Annotated in this window: 18 protein-coding genes and 1 pseudogene; 16 read left to right on the top strand and 3 right to left on the bottom strand. The window is 66.7% G+C overall.

What is annotated here, in order from left to right; all coding sequences use genetic code 11:
• Positions 1-3: 3 nt before the first annotated feature.
• Entirely contained in the window at positions 4-537 is a 534-nt protein-coding gene (locus tag MB901379_RS08170) for a Fur family transcriptional regulator (protein WP_158016157.1), read from the bottom strand.
• A gap of 135 nt (positions 538-672) precedes the next feature.
• Between MB901379_RS08170 and nicT the strand changes: the two genes are divergently transcribed.
• A complete protein-coding gene (gene nicT, locus MB901379_RS08165) occupies positions 673-1,788 on the top strand; it encodes a Nickel transporter NicT (protein ID WP_158019033.1) in 1,116 nt (371 codons plus the stop codon).
• Between the two features lie 412 nt (positions 1,789-2,200).
• Here nicT and MB901379_RS08160 read toward each other — a convergent pair whose 3' ends face one another.
• Together MB901379_RS08160 and MB901379_RS24505 are read right to left on the bottom strand one after the other, a co-directional pair.
• Complete coding sequence (locus MB901379_RS08160) at positions 2,201-6,568, bottom strand: PE family protein (protein WP_158016156.1); 4,368 nt, start codon at positions 6,566-6,568, stop codon at positions 2,201-2,203.
• Between the two features lie 73 nt (positions 6,569-6,641).
• Positions 6,642-6,890 (bottom strand): hypothetical protein, encoded by a 249-nt coding sequence (locus MB901379_RS24505; RefSeq protein ID WP_232022019.1) that lies wholly within the window; start codon positions 6,888-6,890, stop codon positions 6,642-6,644.
• Positions 6,891-7,238: 348 nt separating this feature from the next.
• Here MB901379_RS24505 and MB901379_RS08155 point away from each other — a divergent pair, with 348 nt between their 5' ends.
• From MB901379_RS08155 to hypE, 15 genes and pseudogenes are all read left to right on the top strand, one after another.
• Positions 7,239-7,574, top strand: coding sequence for a hydrogenase maturation nickel metallochaperone HypA (locus MB901379_RS08155; RefSeq protein WP_158016155.1), 336 nt, complete (start codon positions 7,239-7,241; stop codon positions 7,572-7,574).
• 12 nt (positions 7,575-7,586) lie between these two features.
• A complete protein-coding gene (gene hypB / locus MB901379_RS08150; protein WP_158016154.1) occupies positions 7,587-8,375 on the top strand; it encodes a hydrogenase nickel incorporation protein HypB in 789 nt (262 codons plus the stop codon).
• 332 nt (positions 8,376-8,707) lie between these two features.
• Positions 8,708-9,763, top strand: a complete 1,056-nt coding sequence (locus tag MB901379_RS08145; protein ID WP_158016153.1) for an NADH-quinone oxidoreductase subunit B family protein — start codon at positions 8,708-8,710, stop codon at positions 9,761-9,763.
• 61 nt (positions 9,764-9,824) lie between these two features.
• Positions 9,825-11,678, top strand: coding sequence for a nickel-dependent hydrogenase large subunit (locus tag MB901379_RS08140; protein ID WP_232022018.1), 1,854 nt, complete (start codon positions 9,825-9,827; stop codon positions 11,676-11,678).
• Between the two features lie 3 nt (positions 11,679-11,681).
• Positions 11,682-12,638, top strand: coding sequence for a NifU family protein (locus tag MB901379_RS08135; protein ID WP_158016152.1), 957 nt, complete (start codon positions 11,682-11,684; stop codon positions 12,636-12,638).
• Positions 12,635-13,273 (top strand): DUF5947 family protein, encoded by a 639-nt coding sequence (locus MB901379_RS08130; RefSeq protein WP_158016151.1) that lies wholly within the window; start codon positions 12,635-12,637, stop codon positions 13,271-13,273. Before MB901379_RS08135 ends, MB901379_RS08130 begins: the two co-directional genes overlap by 4 nt.
• Entirely contained in the window at positions 13,270-13,929 is a 660-nt protein-coding gene (locus MB901379_RS08125) for a DUF6084 family protein (protein ID WP_158016150.1), read from the top strand. The genes MB901379_RS08130 and MB901379_RS08125 overlap by 4 nt, the downstream gene beginning before the upstream one ends.
• Positions 13,926-15,315: pseudogene (locus MB901379_RS08120) on the top strand (hypothetical protein). The gene MB901379_RS08125 and the pseudogene MB901379_RS08120 overlap by 4 nt, the downstream one beginning before the upstream one ends.
• Complete coding sequence (locus MB901379_RS25285; RefSeq protein ID WP_408632339.1) at positions 15,279-15,398, top strand: DUF6893 family small protein; 120 nt, start codon at positions 15,279-15,281, stop codon at positions 15,396-15,398. The pseudogene MB901379_RS08120 and the gene MB901379_RS25285 overlap by 37 nt, the downstream one beginning before the upstream one ends.
• 19 nt (positions 15,399-15,417) lie before the next feature.
• Positions 15,418-15,918 (top strand): hydrogenase maturation protease, encoded by a 501-nt coding sequence (locus tag MB901379_RS08115; protein ID WP_158016148.1) that lies wholly within the window; start codon positions 15,418-15,420, stop codon positions 15,916-15,918.
• Positions 15,919-15,920: 2 nt separating this feature from the next.
• Positions 15,921-16,187: a HypC/HybG/HupF family hydrogenase formation chaperone gene (locus MB901379_RS08110; protein ID WP_158016147.1), complete on the top strand. Its 267-nt coding sequence runs from the start codon at positions 15,921-15,923 to the stop codon at positions 16,185-16,187.
• Position 16,188: 1 nt separating this feature from the next.
• Positions 16,189-18,555, top strand: coding sequence for a carbamoyltransferase HypF (gene hypF / locus MB901379_RS08105; protein WP_158016146.1), 2,367 nt, complete (start codon positions 16,189-16,191; stop codon positions 18,553-18,555).
• A 14-nt stretch (positions 18,556-18,569) separates the two neighbouring features.
• Positions 18,570-19,286 carry a HypC/HybG/HupF family hydrogenase formation chaperone gene (locus MB901379_RS08100; protein WP_158016145.1) on the top strand — a complete coding sequence of 239 codons (717 nt, stop codon included), beginning with the start codon at positions 18,570-18,572 and terminating at the stop codon, positions 19,284-19,286.
• Positions 19,283-19,957: a D-sedoheptulose-7-phosphate isomerase gene (locus MB901379_RS08095; protein WP_158016144.1), complete on the top strand. Its 675-nt coding sequence runs from the start codon at positions 19,283-19,285 to the stop codon at positions 19,955-19,957. The genes MB901379_RS08100 and MB901379_RS08095 overlap by 4 nt, the downstream gene beginning before the upstream one ends.
• Entirely contained in the window at positions 19,954-21,066 is a 1,113-nt protein-coding gene (gene hypE, locus MB901379_RS08090; protein ID WP_158016143.1) for a hydrogenase expression/formation protein HypE, read from the top strand. The genes MB901379_RS08095 and hypE overlap by 4 nt, the downstream gene beginning before the upstream one ends.
• Positions 21,067-21,089: the final 23 nt, after the last annotated feature.

Raw genomic sequence — 21,089 nt, 5'->3', positions numbered from 1 at the left:
ACCTCAGCGTCGACGCTGCCCAGGATCGCTCCGTTCGGGTGGTCGGGGGTCGGTGGGGTCATCGAGGTCCTGCACGCTGTCCTGGCAGGCAGGACACAAACCCCGCAGCGTTAGACCCGCTTGCTCCGATAGCGCGAACGAGCTGCCCGCCATCGCGTGCTCCAGAGCTGAACTCAGCTTGCGGGCAGGCACCTCGATAATGGCCCCGCACTGCGTACACACCGCGTGATGGTGCGGGGCGGTGGCCAAGCCGTAGGTGGTGACGCCGCCATCGAGTGTCAGCGCATGCAGCACCGCTTGATCCACCAATGTGGTCACGGTGCGATAGACCGTCGCCAAATCCGGCGGTGCGGCGCCGGTGGGCAGGCTAGCGGCCAGCCGCTGATGGATCTCAGCCACCGAGAGATGCCCGTTGACCGGTTCTAACACCGCCAGCACCTGAATTCGCGACGCCATCCGGCGCAGCCCACGGGCTCGCAGGAATTCGCCGATCCGTTCGGTGACGGCCGGGTCCAGACCGGACGGCTTTGTCGTCACCTGTCCAGTGTTGCGTCAGATCCCCGGGATTGCCAGTGCCCGGGTGGCGCCTTCTTGCAATTGACTTGCATCCAGCGCGCGGACGAACCTACAGTCGGAAATGTTGCGTTGCGCCCAATGCCGGGAAGGACCGACATGGCCGGCAGTGAACTCCAGTTGCAGTCGTCATGGTGGTCGAAAGTGCACCGCACCCTGACACCGTCGGAGTGGTGGCGTCTGGGCATCATGGCGGCGGTTATCGCGACTCTGCATCTGGTGGGCTGGATCACCCTGACCCTGGTGGTGCAACCAGCGCAACTCGCGGTAGGCGGCAAGGCATTTGGCATCGGTATCGGGCTAACCGCATATACCCTGGGCATGCGGCACGCGTTCGACGCCGATCACATCGCAGCCATCGATAACACCACCCGCAAGCTGATGAGCGACGGGCAGCGCCCCCTTGCGGTGGGTTTCTTCTTCTCGCTGGGCCATTCCACGGTGGTCTTCGGGTTGGCCGTACTGCTGGCGACCGGGGTCAAAGCCATCGTCGGCCCGGTGGAAGAAGATTCCTCGTCGCTCCATCACTACACGGGCCTGATCGGTACCAGCGTGTCAGGGGTGTTTCTCTACCTGATCGCTATCCTCAACGTCATCGTCTTGGTCGGCATCCTGCGGGTGTTCTTCCGACTGCGCCGCGGCGAGTACGACGAGGCCGAACTGGAAGCACAGCTGGAAAGCCGAGGGCTGATCAACCGGTTGCTCGGCCGGTTCACCAAATCGATCAGCAAATCCTGGCACATGTATCCGGTGGGCCTGTTATTCGGGCTCGGATTCGACACGGCAACCGAAATCGCGTTGCTGGTGCTGGCGGGCACCAGCGCCGCGGCCGGGCTCCCCTGGTACGCCATCCTGTGCCTACCGGTGTTGTTCGCCGCCGGAATGTGCCTGCTGGATACCATCGACGGTTCCTTTATGAACTTCGCCTATGGCTGGGCGTTCTCCAACCCGGTGCGCAAGATCTACTACAACATCACCATCACCACACTGTCGGTGGCCGTCGCCCTGTTGATCGGCAGCGTCGAACTGCTCGGCCTTTTCGCCGACGAGTTCGGCTGGCGGGGCACGTTCTGGGATTGGGTCGCCGGCCTGAACCTCAACCTGGTTGGGTTCGTTGTGGTGGGGATGTTCGTCATAACCTGGGCGGCCGCCCTGCTCGTCTGGCGCTTTGGCCGTATTGAAGAGAAGTGGATGCCGGCCGCCGAGCAACCCTAACGGTAGGAAGTACCGGTGTCAGTCGTCGGAAGGATCCTCGATCCGCGCGTTGGCAGGTGCTCATCGCGCTACCGGTAGGGACGGAGCCGAGATGCCTTCGTTATCAACGCCGATGACCTTGCGGCACTCAGTGATACCAACTTGTATGGATAACGCCGGAACCGACCTCGACGGAGGACCACTGCTTCTGCCCAAGCACACCCAGCGGTCACGCCTCAGCCCTGTTGCTGCAAATCGTGAGATCCGGTTGGGCGTTTCTGGCGCGCTCCGAGCTGCGCCATGCCGACAATCCGCCGCACTGTCAAACAACTTTCGACGTGCGGCAGTCGCGCTGCCACTACAACGCCGACCCCCAGTCAGTTCGCTCTGAACTCATCCCACCCGAGTTCACCCAACCGCGAGACCCGCGCAATCAAGGCGTGCCGCCGGTGCCGGGTTGACCGGGGGTGCCGGGTTGACCGCCGGCGCCACCAGTGCCGCCGGCACCACCGTTCCCACCGACGGCACCGGCACCGCCGGCGCCCGTTTGGCCACCGTTGTTCCCGCCGGAACCGCCGTCTCCGCCGTCTCCGCCGTTGCCGCCGTCCCCGCCGTCCCCGCCGTCATTACCGCCGGTGCCGTTACCGCCGTCCCCGCCGTCCCCGCCGACCGTGCCATTACCGCCGTTGCCGCCGTTGCCGCCTAGGCCACCGCTGCCGCCTTTGCCAGCAGTACCGCCGACGCCTCCCGTGCCGCCGTCCCCACCTGCGCCACCCACAGCGCCGCTCCCACCGTCGCCACCTTGACCACCGATGCCGGCGGTGCCGCCGTCGCCGCCGTCGCCACCCGTCCTGAAGGTGCCACCAGTGCCGCCAATGCCACCGGTACCGGCATTGCCTCCGGTACCGCCATTGCCACCAGTGCCGCCGTCGGTGCCACCGGTACCGCCGTTGCCCCCATTGCCGGCGGTGCCGCCGGTGCCACCTTTCCCACCGTTGCCGCCGCCGCCTCCGCCGCCATTGCCGCCTTGGCCACCGTTGCCGGCCGTACCGCCGGTTCCGCCGTCTCCGCCAGTGCCACCACCGGTGCCGCCAGCACCGCCATCGCCGCCATTGCCCGTGTCGCCGCCGGCGCCGCCGGCCCCGCCGGCGCCAACAGTGCCGCGGCCGCCCATACCACCGTCGCCCCCGACGCCGGCATTGCCGCCAGCACCGCCGTGCCCGCCACCGTCGCCACCGCCGCCACCGGCACCACCGCCGGCCGCGGCACCGCCCGCACCACCAGCACCACCGGTACCTCCGCCCAAGGCGGCACCGCCTACGCCGCCGATGCCTCCGTCGCCACCGTAGCCACCGTCGCCACCGTCGCCACCACCATTGCCGCCACCACCACCGGTGCCCGCTGCGCCGCCGTCGCCACCGACGCCACCCTCACCACCGGCGCCAGAGGCAGCCCCGGTGCCGCCCCGGCCGCCGGCACCGCCAACCCCGCCGGTGCCGGCGGTGCCGCCCCGGCCGCCGCCGTCGCCACCCATGCCACCGTTGCCGGCAGTGCCGCCCTGCCCGCCGGTTCCGCCAGCGGCACCGGCACCACTCGCGGTGTTGTTGCCGCCTTGACCACCGGTTCCACCCTGACCACCCGTGCCACCATGGCCACCCTGCCCACCGCCGACGCCCCCGATGCCGGCACCACCGGCACCACCGGCACCACCGGCACCGCCGTTGCCACCCTGGTCACCGCTGGTAGGCGTCGCGGAGTCGGTGCCAGCCGCGCCAGTGCCACCGTCACCGCCGTCACCGCCGGTTCCGCCTTGGCCGCCGGTACCGATGTTGCCGCTCGTGCCGCCATCGGTTCCTTGACCCGCAGCCCCGGCGGTCCCGCCTTGGCCGCCGGTCCCGCCAGCGGCACCGTCACCACCCACGGTGTTGTTGCCGCCTTGACCACCGGTTCCACCCTGACCACCCGTGCCACCATGGCCACCCTGCCCACCGCCGACGCCCCCGATGCCGGCACCACCGGCACCACCGGCACCACCAGCACCGCCGTTGCCACCCTGGCTACCGCCGGTAGGCGTCGCGGAGTCGGTGCCAGCCGCGCCAGTGCCACCGTCACCGCCGTCACCGCCGGTTCCGCCTTGGCCGCCGGTACCGATGTTGCCGCTCGTGCCGCCATCGGTTCCTTGACCCGCAGCCCCGGCGGTCCCGCCTTGGCCGCCGGTCCCGCCAGCGGCACCGTCACCACCCACGGTGTTGTTGCCGCCTTGACCACCGGTTCCACCCTGACCACCCGTGCCACCATGGCCACCCTGCCCACCGCCGACGCCCCCGATGCCGGCACCACCGGCACCACCGGCACCACCAGCACCGCCGTTGCCACCCTGGCTACCGCCGGTAGGCGTCGCGGAGTCGATGCCAGCAGCGCCAGTGCCACCGTCACCGCCGTCACCGCCATTGCCGCCGTTGCCTGCCAGCCCGCCGGCACCAAGCGTGCCGACCGCCCCGCCGGCCCCGCCGTTGCCGCCTTGACCTCCCATGCTCCCGCCGGCTCCAACGGCACCCGAGCTGCCGGCCCCACCAGCCCCACCATTGCCGCCCTGCCCCCCGCTGCCATTTGTGCCGCCCGCGCCGCTGTTGCCCCCAGCCCCACCCGCGCCACCGGCACCACCGGCAAAGCCCGCCGCACCAGCCGTACCATCGTCACCCACCCCACCATTACCGCCAGCCCCACCATTACCGCCAGTACCCGCACTACCGGCCTGCCCCGCAGTCCCCGCACCCCCACCAGCAGCACCACCGGCACCCGCGCCGCCGCCATTACCACCAGCCCCACCCGACCCACCCATGCTGCCCACCCCGGCAACACCATCACCGCCAACCCCACCAGCCCCACCACTGCCGCCCTGCCCCCCACTACCGTTCACACCGCCAGCACCGGCCGAACCCCCAGCCCCACCCGCGCCACCGGCACCACCGGCAAAGCCCGCCGCACCAGCCGTACCATCGTCACCCACCCCACCATTACCGCCAGCCCCACCATTACCGCCAGTACCCGCACTACCGGCCTGCCCCGCAGTCCCCGCACCCCCACCAGCAGCACCACCGGCACCCGCGCCGCCGCCATTACCACCAGCCCCACCCGACCCACCCATGCTGCCCACCCCGGCAACACCATCACCGCCAACCCCACCAGCCCCACCACTGCCGCCCTGCCCCCCACTACCGTTCACACCGCCAGCACCGGCCGAACCCCCAGCCCCACCCGCGCCACCGGCACCACCGGCAAAGCCCGCCGCACCAGCCGTACCATCGTCACCCACCCCACCATTACCGCCAGCCCCACCATTACCGCCAGTACCCGCACTACCGGCCTGCCCCGCAGTCCCCGCACCCCCACCAGCAGCACCACCGGCACCCGCGCCGCCGCCATTACCACCAGCCCCACCCGACCCACCCATGCTGCCCACCCCGGCAACACCATCACCGCCAACCCCACCAGCCCCACCACTGCCGCCCTGCCCCCCACTACCGTTCACACCGCCAGCACCGGCCGAACCCCCAGCCCCACCCGCGCCACCGGCACCACCGGCAAAGCCCGCCGCACCAGCCGTACCATCGTCACCCACCCCACCATTACCGCCAGCCCCACCATTACCGCCAGTACCCGCACTACCGGCCTGCCCCGCAGTCCCGAAGATGCCACCGGCGCCACCGGCACCCGCGCCGCCGGCATTACCACCGGCCCCGCCCGACCCGCCAATTCCGCCCGAGCTGCCGGCGCCCACACCACTAGCGCCCGCACCACCAGCACCACCGGCACCACCAGCACCCGCCGACCCCCCGGCGCCCCCCGTTCCGAACAGAAGCGCGTGGTCGGCGCCGCCGGTCCCACCGGTCCCTCCGGCTCCGCCCGCAAAGCCGGCGCCGCCGGCCGAGCCGGCGTCACCCGCACCTCCGGCGCCGCCGGCCCCGCCAACACCGCCGGCACCACCGAACAACGAGTTATTGACGCCTCCAGATCCGCCAGCCCCGCCCGCCCCACCTGCAACGCCAAAGCCCACGCCCGCGCCGCCGGCGCCCCCGGCCCCGCCAGAGCCGGGCGCGGAGGAGCCAGGCACAAGCCATGAGCCAGTGCTTCCACCGTTCCCACCGGCACCACCGGCTCCGCCGCCGACCCCGCCGATGCCGCCCGCGCCGCCGGCGCCGCCACTTCCGAGCAGCAGCCCGCCGTTGCCACCCGCCCCGCCATTGCCGCCGGCCCCACCGGCGACGCCGGCCCCGCCGGCCCCACCTGCCCCACCTTGGCCGAACAATCCGGCTGACCCGCCGGCCCCACCGTTCCCGCTAGCTGCCCCCGACCCGCCGTTGCCGCCGTTGCCGATCAAGATCCCGCCGTCCCCGCCGGCCTCGCCGGTGCCCGATGCGCCGTCGGCACCGTTGCCGATCAACGGACGGCCCAGCAGCGCCTGCGTGGGTGCATTGACCAGCCCAAGCACGTTCTGCTCCACGATCTGCAAGGGCGAAGCGCTGGCGGCCTCGCTCGCCGTGTAGGCACCAGAGGCCGAGCCCAAAGCTGTCACAAACCGCTCATAGGATGCCGCCACTTGCAAGCTCAGGGTCTGATACTCCTGGGCATAATTGCCAAACAACCGCGCGATAGCCTGCGACACCTCATCAGCCGCCGCGGCGGGTAGAGCCGTCGTCGATGCCGCCGACGCGTTGGCCATCTGGATCGCGGATCCAATCCCACGCAAGTCCCCAGCAGCAAACGCAATCGCATCCGGCGAAGCGATTAAATACGACATCAAGCGGCCTCCCACCCTGCCCAAGCAATTCCGGAATCAAGCCACCACCGCAGCCGACTACTACCCAACTTAATTAACTTATGCGCAAATTAGCTATGGTTTCCCCGAATCCGCCCATACTCGACCGAGCGATGCCCCGGCCGATATCGCTGCGGTGCAATCGGTTGGCCGCACCGATTTCGATCCAGCAGGCGTGTGCCACGCAGGACCCGTCCGCGTCGATGCGGCTACCGGCCCGGTACCGGCGCACGTCTGGCAGTAGCGCTCCGCCGCAGCCGGTGATACCGGCGAGCACGCCTACCTGCGCCGCTACCGGCGCCACTGCGGCCCCTGTCACGACAGTTGGTCGGCGTTGGCGAGCCGAAGAATCGTTCCAAGCCACCAATGCCTGATCGAGTGCGATCAATACCAGGTTCGGCACTGACGCCCCTGGCATCGCTAGACCATGCTTGCGCATGCTGTCGTGGCCGCGGCCACCGCGATCGAACGTGACACACAAATCCCGAGTTTCAATCTACGGTCGGCCACAACTAGCCGATGCCACCACCGAAGAAGTTGACCATGGATCTGCGGTCATACGTCTCGCCAGGTTCTGGGACGATCATGACTTGGGTGTAAAAACGATCTCATGGGCCAGCGTCCCTTAGCTCGCTGGATCAGGTGACCAGCGATGCATGAGTTGTCTTTGTGCGAAGCGATCGCCGGCGTGGTCAAGACGCACGCCGAGGGACGCCACGTCGATATCGTCCGGGTCCGGGTGGGGGCGCTACGCGGCGTGGTCCCGGAGTCACTGGCATTCTGCTGGACCCTGGTTCGGGACTCCGAGAACATGCCGGACGCCCAATTGGAACTGGAATGCGTCGCGGCCGAGGTGCGCTGCCGCGCCTGCGGCCGGAAGTCGCAAATCACGTCGGCGTGGTCGATTTGGTGTCCGGAATGCGACAGCCCCGATGTCGACGTGCTTTGCGGCAACGAGTTCCTGGTCACGTCGCTGGACGTCTCATGAAAGGTGTTCGGAATGGGTAGGTTTCATCGCCACGATGACGGCACTGCGCACACCCACGAGCAGGCAACCGATGTCTGCGAACACGACCACGGGGATCACAGCCAGTATGAAACCGGTCCCGCCCGAGTCGATGTGCTCGAAGAGATCTTCGCCGAGAATGACGCGCGCGCCAATCTCAACCGGGCCGCATTCGAAAACAATGGCATCCGCGCGCTCAACCTGATGAGCTCGCCCGGGTCCGGAAAGACCACGGTGTTACAAGCCACGCTGGATGAACTCAGCCGGAACTTTGCGATCGGGGTGATCGAGGGCGATATCGCCACCGATCTCGATGCCGCCAAGCTCAGCGGACGGGGAGCTCAGGTGTCACTGCTCAACACCAGCAACGGCTTTGGCGGTGAATGCCACCTGGATGCACCCATGGTCAATCGCGCCCTACCCGGTCTGGATCTTCCCAGCCTAGATCTGGTTATCATCGAGAACGTCGGCAATCTGGTCTGCCCGGCGGAGTTCGACGTCGGCGAACATGCGAAGGCTATGGTCTACTCCGTCACCGAGGGCGAGGACAAACCGCTCAAGTACCCGGTGATGTTCCGTTCCGTCGACGTAGTGCTGCTCAACAAGATCGACCTGGTGCCCTATCTGGACGCTGACGTCGACGCGTATATCGCACACGTCCGCGAGGTGAATGCCACCGCAACCATTCTTCCGGTCAGTGCGCGCACCGGCGCCGGCATGGCCGCCTGGTTCGGTTGGTTGCGCCGCTTCGCGCAAGACTCCCCGGCTGTGCAGGCGGACTGACCACCGATCCCCAACCAATCCCGGATTTCCGTCCGCTCGGCGAACAGCTGCAAATCGTTTGCAGAATAAGGGCCCAAGAACCTGGCCGAGCGAGCACCAGCGCCGATCCAACATCGATACCCAAATCGCCGAATTCCATTCTGGTCAACCAACATACGATGGCACAGACGGACCATCCGACACAGTGCTGGTGACTCTCCGGTGGCGCCGTCACCGTCGACCATTGACAAGGCCCGACGGCGCGAGTAGACCCAAAAACAGCGCTGTGCAAGTGGGCCGAAGGTCGACTCCGGCAGTGTAGGGGTCTCAGCCCGGCCCCGGAAAGCTGCAACATGCCAACAGAAGCAGCAGTCAAAGCGGAAGAAACCTTGATCCACGTTCTGTGGATCAACGCAGGCCTGAGTTGTGACGGCGATTCGGTGGCGTTGACTGCCGCCACCCAACCCAGCGTCGAGGAGATCGCCCTGGGCGCACTTCCCGGCCTCCCACAGGTCGCCGTCCACTGGCCGCTGATCGATTTCGAATGCGGACCCACCGGGGGAGCCGATGATTTCCTGGAGTGGTTCTTCAAAGCCGACCGGGGCGAGTTAGAACCTTTCGTGCTCGTTGTCGAAGGGTCTATTCCCAACGAGAAGATCAAGGACGAGGGCTACTGGTGCGGGTTCGGCAACGACCCAGCAACCGGTCAGCCGATGACCACCAGCGAATGGCTCGACCGGCTGGCGCCCAAGGCCACCGCCATCGTCGCAGTCGGGACCTGCGCCACCTACGGCGGGATCCATGCGATGGCCGGCAATCCGACCGGGGCGATGGGCGTTCCGGACTACCTCGGGTGGGAATGGAAGAGCAAGGCCGGCATCCCGATCGTCTGTGTCCCCGGCTGCCCGATTCACCCGGACAACCTGTCCGAAACACTGACCTACCTGCTCTACATGGCGACCGGCCAGGCACCGATGATCCCGCTCGACGACGCGCTACGACCAAAGTGGTTGTTCGGGAACACCGTGCACGAGGGGTGTGACCGAGCCGGCTACTACGAGCAGGGCGACTTCGCCACCGAATATGGGTCACCGAAATGCATTGTCAAACTTGGCTGTTGGGGCCCGGTTGTGAAGTGCAACGTACCCAAGCGCGGATGGATCAACGGCATCGGCGGTTGTCCGAATGTGGGCGGCATCTGCATCGGGTGCACGATGCCCGGCTTCCCGGACAAGTTCATGCCGTTCATGGACGAGCCGCCGGGGGGCAAGTTCTCCAGCACCGCGTCGGGCCTGTACGGCACGGTGATCCGCAGTCTGCGCGGCATCACCGAACGCACCCTGGACAAGGAACCGCGCTGGCGCCACACGGGCACCCAACTCACCACCGGGGCCCGCAGAACCTGGTGAGCACCTGGTAGGTCACCCCGCCAGCCCAGCCGTTCATACTCAGTTCAACGGAGAGACTTCGATGACAACTATCGTCCCCGAGCCGACCACCGCGAAGCGTGAACCCGGCCAACTCGTCGAGATGGCATGGGACCCGATCACCAGGATCGTGGGCAGCCTCGGCATTTACACCAAGATCGATTTCGACAACAAGGAAGTCGTCGAGTGCCACAGCACATCGTCGATATTTCGCGGCTACTCGATCTTCATGAAGGGCAAAGACCCGCGCGACGCCCACTTCATCACCAGCCGCATCTGCGGCATCTGCGGCGACAACCACGCGACCTGCTCCTGCTACACGCAAAACATGGCGTATGGGGTCAAGCCTCCGCACCTGGGCGAATGGATCGTCAACCTCGGCGAAGCCGCGGAATACATGTTCGACCACAACATCTTCCAGGAAAATCTGGTCGGCGTTGACTTCTGCGAGAAGATGGTCGCCGAGACCAACCCCAGCATCCTCTCGCAGGCGGAGAAGACGGCCGCACCGCACGCCGACGCGCACGGCTATCACACCATCGCCGACATCATGCGCTCGCTCAACCCGTTCAGTGGCGAGTTCTATCGGGAGGCGCTGCAAGTCAGCCGGTATACACGCGAAATGTTCTGCCTCATGGAAGGCCGCCACGTACACCCGTCCACGCTGTACCCCGGCGGGGTCGGCACCGTGGCGACCGTGCAGCTGATGACCGACTACATGACCCGGCTGATGCGCTATGTCGAGTTCATGAAGAAGGTAGTACCGATGCACGACGATTTGTTCGACTTCTTCTACGAGGCGCTGCCCGGATACGAGAAGGTCGGCCTGCGCCGCACGCTGCTGGGCTGCTGGGGCTCCTTCCAGGATCCCGACGTGTGCAACTTCGAGTACAAGGACATGGAGCGCTGGGGCAACGCGATGTTCGTCACCCCGGGTGTGGTGGTGGACGGCAAGCTGGTCACCCACTCGCTGGTAGACATCAACCTCGGCATTCGGATCCTCTTGGGCAGTTCGTATTACGACGACTGGACCGACCAGGAAATGTTCGTCAAGACCGATCCGCTGGGCAACAAGGTGGACCGGCGACACCCGTGGAACCAACACACCAACCCGCACCCGCAGAAACGTGATTTGGAGGGCGGCAAGTACAGCTGGGTGATGTCGCCGCGCTGGTTCGACGGAAAGGATCACCTGGCGCTAGATACCGGTGGCGGTCCGCTGGCGAGGCTGTGGGCCACCGCGTTGGCCGGCCTGGTCGACATCGGCTACGTCAAGGCAACCGGCACCAGCGTCAAGATCAACCTGCCCAAGACCGCCCTGAAGGGGCCGGTGGAATTGGAATGGAAGGTGCCCAAACACGGCAGCAACACCATCGAGCGTGACCGGGCCCGCACCTACTTCCAGGCCTACGCGGCGGCCTGCGCACTGCACTTCTGCGAGAAGGCTCTCGGTGAGATCCGGGCTGGGCGCACGAAGACATGGGAGACCTTCGAGGTGCCCGACGAGGGCATCGGATGCGGCTTCACCGAAGCGGTGCGCGGCGTACTCAGCCACCACATGGTGATCCGGGACGGCAAGATCGCCAACTACCACCCGTATCCGCCGACCCCGTGGAACGCAAACCCGCGTGACAGCTACGGCACCCCGGGCCCCTACGAGGACGCGGTGCAGGGGCAACCGATCTTCGAGGAGAACGACCGGGAGAACTTCAAGGGGATCGACGTCATGCGCACGGTACGCAGCTTCGACCCGTGCCTGCCCTGCGGCGTGCACATGTACTTGGGCAAGGGCAAGACGCTGCAGAGACTGCACACCCCAACACAGTCACCCGCCGGCGGTGATGATCGCAAGCTCGGCGAGGCCGGGCGCGGCGGGTCATCACCATTTATGGGGTGACACATGGCGGATCGCCCGGAAAGCCCCCCAAGTGACGCACAGTGGCGTACAGCGGGCGATCGGATCCAGACGCTGCTGGATGCCTGTGCGGCAGGTGGCGCGGCCGCACACGACCGCGCCCAACAGCTGGTCCGGGAGGTAGTCGGACTCTACGGGGCCGGGCTGGAGCGCATCATGGGGTCGCTTCACGACCCCGCGTTAGCCGAGCGACTGGCCGCCGACGACCTGGTGGCCAGCCTGCTCCTGGTGCATGGGCTGCACCCGCATGACCTGCACCGGCGGGTGTCCGATGCGCTGCAGCGGGTCCGGCCCTACCTGGGTTCACATGGTGGCGATGTCGATCTGCTCGCGGTCAGTGAGGAAACCGACGGGGCCGGCGTGCTGCTGGCTTTCACAGGCAGCTGCAAGAGCTGCCCGTCGTCGGCGGTGACGCTGGAGCTGGCCGTGCAGGACGCGATCTGGGCGGCGGCGCCCGAGGTCACCTCGATCGAGGTGGTCGCGGCGCCATCCCAACCCACAGCGGTGAACACGTCCGCCATGATTCCCGCCGAATCGCTACTGGCGCAAATCCATCGGGACGGTTCCCATGGCTCGGCCAGCGGGCGGGGTGCAACCACCTGGCACCCGGTGCCCGAGCTGGCCGAGCTGCGGGCCGGCGAAGTCGGCGGCTTTGCGGTCGGCGGGACCGGCGGGACCATCGGGACCAACGTGCTGGCGTGCCGGGTCGGCGAGGAGACATTTGCCTATCGCGACCGGTGTCCGGTTTGCGCAGATTCGCTGGCAGGCGCCACGCTCAATGACGCGCTGCTGCGATGTCCACGGTGTCAGCGGCAGTTCGATGTCGTGCACGCGGGCATCGGCGCGCACGACTGCAAAGACCACCTCGACCCGCTCCCCCTGCTGACCCGCGACGGCGTGCTGTCGGTTGCGCTGCGAGAAGCGTTGGGAACACCGGCATGACGGGCCCCTACGACGTCCTGACACGGATCACGGGCAGCCGCCGCCCCCCGGAGCCGGCCGGCGAACGGTGCGAGATGTGTGCGGAGAACATTCCGGACGAGCACCAACACGTGGTGAATGTGGCGGACCGGCAATTGATGTGTGTCTGTCGCGCCTGCTATCTGCTATTCACCGATGCCACCGCCAAGCTGCGCTACCGTGCGGTGCCCGAGCGCTATCTGTGGTTCTGCGACTTCGCACTGGATCGGCGTGCATGGGAGACGCTCCAGATCCCGGTCGGTGTGGCGTTTTTCTTCACCAACTCCGAGTTGGGCCGCACCGTTGCCTTTTATCCGGGCCCGGCCGGCGCGTGCGAGTGCGAGCTTGACCTGGAGCTGTGGAACGCGATTGGTCAAGCCGACAATCGGGTCGCCCTGTTGGCCGACGACGTGGAGGCCCTGCTGGTCCGTGTGCCCGAACTAGGAGAACCACAAAGCTATCTCGTACCGATCGATGCCTGCTACGAGTTCACCGGACGCTTGCGCGTACTATGGCGAGGCTTCGACGGCGGGCAGCAAGCGAGGACGTTCATCGATGACTTCTTTACACAGATCGCTGACCGTGCACGGCCCACGCCGCTGGCGGGGTCGCGATGAGCGAGCGGCCGATGGACGTGACGTTCGCGGTGCGGGAGGTAGCACCCGAACCATACGCCGTGAGCCCGGTCCTTACCGCCCGCATCGAGATCTCGACCAGCGGCGACGACCGGGTACATGCGATCGCGCTGCGCTGCCAGGTCCGCATCGAGCCATTGCGGCGTCGCTACTCCGACGCCGAAGCCGACGGGCTGGGCGACCTCTTTGGGCCGCGAGACCGCTGGGCGACCACGCAACGCACCTTTCTGTGGCAGCACTGCGCCGCCATGGTGCCCGGATTTTCCGGACACACCACAGTGTCGCTGCCCTTGGCCTGCACCTATGACTTTGAGGTCGCCGCGGCCAAGTATCTTCATGCGCTGCGAGACGGCGCACTGCCCCTTCAATTCCTGTTCAGTGGGACACTTTTCGTCAAGTCAGAGCGCGGCTTTTCGGTGCAACAGGTGTCCTGGGATTGCGAAGACCGATATGACATGCCGGTCGAAGTCTGGCGCCAACTTGTGGCCTTGCACTACCCGAACAGCGGGTGGGTGCGGCTGCGCCACGACACCATCGGCGCGCTGGCCCGCTACAAGTCGGCACACGGGCTGCTCGACTTGGACCACACGGTCAACGCACTGATCGCCGATGCATCCGCACAGAAGGTGCCGCGATGACCTCCGACTGGGACCGGGCGCGCGCCGTCGCTGATGCGGTGCTCTACGAGGGCTACCTGCTCTATCCGTACCGCGGGACATCGAGCAAAAACCAATCCCGCTGGCAATTCGGCGTTTTAGGGCCACCCGGCGCGGCCTCAGCCGGCCTCGGCGAGGAGGACGCGCTGGCCGCGCAATTCCTGGTAGACGGTTCCCAGGCGATCACCGTCGTGGTGCGCTTTCTTCAACTGCAGCATCGCCGGGCCGAACGTCAACGCGATCATTCCGGGCACGACGGCTATGAACTAGTCGACGAACTGAACACACCGTCGGGATCGTGGTTGACCTGGGACGAAGCGGTCGACTGTGAAATATCATACGGTCCACTGGTATTCGATGCTGCTCCCCAACAGTGGACGTTGCCGGTCAAGGCGCCCGCGGGAACAGATATCGAGACGCTCGACGGTGGCCGGCTGGTCCGTGAACGCCAACAGGTGTGCGGCGCACTCACCGTGTGCAGCGAACCCGACGGCAAACTGCTCCGCGTCTCATTGCGACTCGCCAACGTCGGTCCTGCTGCAACGGACAAGACTGACGCGGTTGCGCGGTCGATGATCGGCAGCCATGTGATCGCCGAGGTGCTGGGTGGTCAATTTGTTTCACTACTCGAACCACCGGCCACCGCGGTCGACGCGGTGTCCCGGTGTCGGCAGCATCGCTGCTTTCCCGTGTTGGCGGGCCCGCCGGGCGCCCGCGACGTGCTGCTGATCTCGCCGATCATCCTCTATGACCACCCGGAGATCGCCGAACAGAGCACCACCGCGCTGTTCGACTGCACGGAAATCGACGAGATTTTGACGCTGCGCGTGATGACGATGACCGACGACGAGAAGGCGCAAGCTCGGGCGACCGATCCGCGGGCCGCGGCGATCATCGAGCACTGTGATGCCTTGTCGGCACCAGACCTGGCCCGCTTGCACGGTGTGCTACGCGGTTCGCCCGGCGCGACGCTGAGCGCCGGGCTGGTCCCCGAAATACCTGAGGGGATCGACTGGTGGGACCCGTTGGCCGACAACGTTGTTCGTCCTGAAATCGACGCCGTATTGGTGAATGGAGTCCGTGTTGCGCGGGGTAGTCGGGTCCGGCTACAACCCAGACGAAGTGCCGATGCGCAGGACATTTTTGTTGCCGGCAAGACCGCCCGAGTCACGTCGGTGCACGAGGACGTCGAGGGCAACAAGCATGTCGCGGTTGTGGTCGAGGACGACCCTGCCGCCGACCTACACGATTGGTACGGCCGCTACCTGTACTTCTCACCCGACGAAGTCGAACCACTGGAAGCCCAACACCTTTGAGGAAAGGAGTCTGCTATGGAGATCTTGGGGTGGGTATTCGTTGCGCTCATAGCACTTGTCCTGGTCATCGCGGTGGCGACGGGGGTGGCCTCGCTGCCGGATGCTCGCCGCTACCTCAAGCTGCGGCGTATGTAGGGCGGGGCGACCCAGTCTCATGTCCGCACGCATCCTGGTGGCCGGAATCGGCAACATCTTCCTGGGCGACGACGGTTTTGGCTCCGAGGTCGTCCGTCAGACCGATCTTCCGCAAGAGGATTCCGGTGTGCGGGTCACCGACTACGGCATCCGCGGCATGCATCTGGCCTATGACCTGCTGGAGGGGTGGGACACCCTGGTCCTGGTCGACGCGGTTCCCAACCGCGGCAAGCCGGGCACCTTGCACGTCTTCCAGGCCGATCACGAGTCTTGGTCAGAAGCTGCGGGTTTGGACGCACACGGGATGGATCCGGCAGAGGTGTTCGCCAGCCTGCATGCCCTGGGCGGCAGCCCGCCCTACACCGTCGTCGTCGGCTGTGAGGCGGGCAGTGTCGACGAAGGCATGGGCCTTACCGAACCCGTTGCCGAGGCGGTCCCGCGGGCCGCGCGAGCGGTCAAGGAGATTGTTGCGGCGCTGCAAACTCCGGCGAGCACCGAGTCATTGCGAGAGGAGTGCTGAGCATGTGTCTGGGTATACCCGGTCAGGTGATCAGGATGCTGGATGGCTATGAGGGGCAGCTTGCTCTGGTGGACGTAACCGGCGAGCAACGCAGGGTCAACGTGGGCATGCTGCCCGAGGAATCCTTCGTCCCCGGTGACTGGGTGATCATTCACCTGGGCTTCGCCATCGAGAAGACCGACCGGGCCGGGGCCGAGCAGGCTATGGCCGGCCTGGAATTGATGGGCCGAGGCCCCAGCGACTGCACTTTCCTTACCGATGGCGCCTGACATGGGCGATGGGTCCTTGCTGCTGCGGTCTGCCGATGTCCGGCAACGCTTTGCCGTGCGAGGTGTCGTGCAGGGGGTGGGTTTTCGTCCGTTCGTCCACCGGATCGCCAGCGAGCTGGGCCTGGCCGGGTTCGTCGGCAATGACTCGGGCGCGGTATTCGTGGAGGTCCAGGGAAATCCCGCCGCGGTCGAGCGATTCGCTCGTCGGTTACGTGTCGAGGCACCTCCGCTGGCGCGGATCAGCTCCATCGCGGTTGTCGATATCGCGGCCCAGGCCGGGTGTGCAGCCGATTTCCGGATCGTGGTCAGCCAGCCGGTCGAGGGCCCCCCAACCCCGATTCCACCCGACGTCGCGGTGTGCGACGACTGCGTCGCCGAGATGTTCGACCCGCGCAACCGCCGCTACCGGCACCCATTTGTGACCTGTACCAACTGCGGGCCGCGGTTGACCGTCATCCGCGCCCTGCCTTACGACCGTCCCGCTACCACGATGTCGGTGTTCGCCATGTGTGAGCGGTGCGCCGCCGAATATCACGATCCTGCGGACCGGCGATTCCACGCCCAGCCGATCGCCTGCCCGGATTGCGGCCCGTCGCTGTGGTTTCGTTCGGACGCCGGGCACGTCATCGGTTCCGACGCCGCACTGGCGGCCACCCAGCAGGCGCTGGCCGCGGGTGCGGCGGTTGCCATCAAAGGCATCGGCGGCTACCACCTGGCGTGCGCCGTCGACGACCATACGGCGGTGAGCGCGCTGCGTTCGCGAAAGGGCCGGGGCGGCAAGCCGTTCGCCATGTTGGTCCGCAATCTGGACGTGGCACGGCGCTTCGCGCATGTCGATGATGCCGAGGCCGCGGTGTTGTCCGGTCCCGCCCGGCCCATCGTATTGCTGCGCCGACGACCCGATGCCCCGGTCGCCGGCTCCGTTGCGCCCGGCAGCCCGCTGCTGGGCCTGATGCTGCCCTACTCCCCCATTCACCATCTGCTGCTGACGCCGGTGCCAGGTATCGGCGGCCCGGCGCCCGACGCGCTGGTGTTGACCAGTGCCAATCGCTCCGATGAACCCATTTGTTTCACTAAAGCCGATGCTGTGCACCGCCTTTCGTTGTTATGCGACGCGGTGCTCGACCACGACCGCCCGATCCACGTCCCCTGCGACGACTCGGTGGTGCGCGTGGTAAGAGACCAGGGACGGGCCCGCGAACTGCCGATCCGCCGGTCGCGCGGCTATGCGCCGCTGCCCGTCGACCTGGGACGCATGGGCCCCGCGGTGCTCGCGGTGGGCGGGGAACTCAAGAACACCTTCTGTCTCACCGACGGCCCGCTGGCGTACCTGTCCGGCCATATTGGCGATATGGCGACCTGGGAGACACTGCGTGCGTTCGAGCGGGCGGTGGCTCAACTCAGCGAAATACGGGGCCAGCCGGCGCGATTGGCCGCCGATCTGCATCCGGGGTATCACACCCGCAACTGGGCGGAACGGCAGGTGGGCGATCGACCCCTAGATCTGGTTCAGCATCACCATGCGCACGTGGTGTCCCTACTGGCCGAGCACGACCGGATCGGGGAACCCATCGTCGGCGTCTCCTTCGATGGCACCGGCTATGGCTGTGACGCCACAATTTGGGGTGGGGAGATCCTCGTCCTGGGTACGGACAGTCACCGGTTCGTCCGCGCCGGACATCTGCTGCCCGTGCCGCTTCCCGGCGGGGACGCCGCGGTGCGCAATCCATGGCGGATGGCACTGTCCCAGTTGCGGCTGGCCAAGATCGCCTGGACTCCGGATTTGGCACCAGTCTGCGCCGCCGCACCGCACGAATTGCGGCTTACCCGTTCACAGTTGGAGAGCGGGACCGGATGTGTCCCGTGTTCGAGCATGGGTCGGCTGTTTGACGCGGTCGCCTCCTTGCTGGGGGTGCGTCATCGGATCGACTACGAGGCGCAGGCCGCCATCGAACTGGAGGCGCTGGCCGAGTCGGCCCTAGAGGCCGACGCCGGACTTCAGCTGCCGCTGCCGCTTACGGTGCGACCCGACGGGATCATCGATCCCACCACCATGGTGCAAACGCTGGTGTCGGCGTTGCGCGCCGGCACCCCACCGGCGATCCTGGCCGCGAGCTTCCATCGGGCGGTGGCGGCGGCCGTCACCAAGGTTGTCGGCCAGGTCGCCGGCCGGATCCGACTGGTGGGCCTCACCGGCGGGGTGTTTCAGAACGTACTGCTGCTCCAAACGTGCCGGGAACAGTTGCAGCAGAATGGATTTGAGGTACTAACCCACCACACAGTACCGCCCAACGACGGTGGCCTCGCGCTGGGGCAAGCCGTAGTGTCGATGTTGACAGGACTGGAACAGGATTGGCACAACGATTGATAGAGGACCGCTTCATGACCACCACCGCAATCGATCGCGGGCTCAGCACCGAGCTGGCCGCCGAACTGGCGGCCACGGCTTTCGCAATGGCCAGGCGATTCGCGGCGGGCGCTACCATGTGGTCGATCGCACCCTCGTGGGAACCGCATGCCCTGCATATAGCAGTCGAGTTCGTCCATCCGGTGATCATGGGCAAGCGCGCTCTGCCGGCGGTGGCACTGACCGGACCCGACTTGGTGGACCTGGTGCGGGTTTCGGTGCGACCCGGTGACATCGTGATCGCGGTTTCTAGTGCGGATCACCCCGACGTGCGCTCGGTCATGCGACGCGGCCCGGCCTGGGGCGCCACCACCATCTGGATCGGCAGCGGCGCCCGACCCGACCATGCCGCGGCCGACCATGTGCTCTGGCTCGACGATCCCGACCCGCGAGTGCCCGCGACCGGGGGCTTTGTGCTGTTCTATCACCTGCTGTGGGAGCTGACCCACGTGTGCTTCGAGCATTCCGGGTTGCTCGGGCCCGCCGGCGCCGGCGACGTTTGCATCACCTGCAGCGATGAAGGGCGCCCGGGCGAGGTGGTGTCAGCGTCAACCGCCGGGCTGGCGGCGGTGCGCACCGCACGTGGCATCGAGGAAGTGATGACCAGACTGGTCGACCCGGTCGCCGCCGGTGACCTGGTGCTGGTGCACGCGGGCACCGCAATCAGCCGCTTGGACGAGGACGGCTCATGACACACGAGGAGCCCACCAACTTCCTATATCCGTTCATCGACCCCCAGGAAGAAAACCCGCAATCTCTGTTGGCCGATCTGGCCGCCTCGGCGCAGGCGAAAGCGGCCGAGAGCCTAGCGCTGCGCCGTTCCACCCTGGAATCCAACGTCGAGTTGCTGGACCGGGCCGCCACCGAAATGGCACGACGATTCGCCGCGGGCGGACGCATGTTTGCGTTCGGAAATGGCGGCAGCTGCACCGATTCCACCACCTTGGCGGGCCTGTTCGCCAGACCGCCGATCGGCGGGCCGGCAAAATCCCTCCCCGCGTGGTCGTTGACCGCCGATCAGGCGATCGTCACCGCACTGGGCAATGACGTCGGTTTCGAGTTGGTGTTCGCCCGGCAATTGATCGCCCGCGCCAACAGCGGTGACATCGCAGTCGCCATGTCGACCAGCGGCAGTTCACCCAACCTGCTGGCCGCGCTGGCCGAGGCACGCCAGCGTGGCCTGTACACCGTCGGATTCGCCGGATACGACGGCGGCGCCTTCGCGGACAACCCAAACGTGGACGTCTGCTTCATCGTTCGCTCACAGAGCGTGCACCGAATTCAGGAATCACAGGCGCTGCTGGGCTATCAGCTGTGGCTGGCAGTGCACGAGCGGGGCGCGGGAAACCTGGGGGTCGCATGAGCCAGTCAGCAGGCGAATACCTTTCCTCGGGGCCGCGATTCGCCGAGAACGAGGTCATCGAGCGCATCGAGTCGTTCCGCAGGCGACGCCCCCGGTTGCGTGATGACCACGTCACCCTCGCCCATGGTGCCGGCGGCAAGGCGTCCGCGGCGCTGATCGATGCGGTCTTCGTGGAGGCCTTCCGCAACCCGCTGCTGGAGTCCCTGGGCGATGGCGCTGTCCTCACCTTGCCCAGCGGTGAGCGACTGGCCATGTCGACCGATTCGTTCGTCGTGCAGCCCAGGCGTTTTCCGGGTGGTTCTATCGGAGAACTGGCTGTGCACGGCACGTGCAATGACCTGGCGATGGCCGGAGCCGTGCCGTCGTGGATATCGGCCGCATTCGTGCTCGAAGAAGGTTTTCCGATAGCGGAATTGAAGGAGATCGTGGCCGATATGGCGGCCGCGGCGGCCAGTGCCGACGTGCAGATCGTCACCGGCGATACCAAGGTGGTGCCCCGGGGCGCGGCCGATGGGCTGTTTATCACCACCACCGGAACCGGCATCGTTCCCGCCGGGCGCCGGTTGTCGGCCGGTGCGGTGCGACCGGGCGACAAGGTATTGCTGTCTGGCTCGATGGGCGACCACGGCATGGCGGTCATGCTCGCCCGCGGCGACCTGGCCATCGAAGCCGACATCCATTCGGACACCGCGTCGGTGAGCCCGTTGGTGGAACTTCTCATGGCGGCCGCGCCATCCACCCGCTGGCTGCGGGACGCGACGCGGGGCGGAGTGGGCACCGTCTGCAACGAGCTGGCTCAGACCTGCGAACTTGGGGTGTTGCTCGAGGAGGAGCGGCTTCCGGTTGCGCCCATGGTCAACGGCGCGTGCGAGCTGCTGGGTATTGATCCCCTCTATGTGGCGAATGAGGGCAAGTTCGTCGCCGTCGTCGCGCCCGAGGAAGCCGACGCCGGGATCGCCGCGTTGCGGTCACATCCGTTGGGCACCGACGCGGACCAGGTTGGGGAAATCGTCGCGGAGCCGGCCGAAACCGTCATTCTGCGCACCGGATTCGGTGGTACCCGGATTGTCGACATGCTGGTCGGCGACCCGCTGCCGCGAATCTGTTGAGCGGCAAACCAGGAGAGGATAGC

Origin of the sequence: Mycobacterium basiliense, from assembly GCF_900292015.1 — a bacterium.
Lineage (GTDB): Bacteria > Actinomycetota > Actinomycetes > Mycobacteriales > Mycobacteriaceae > Mycobacterium > Mycobacterium basiliense.
This window is presented reverse-complemented; position numbering and strand designations above follow the sequence as displayed.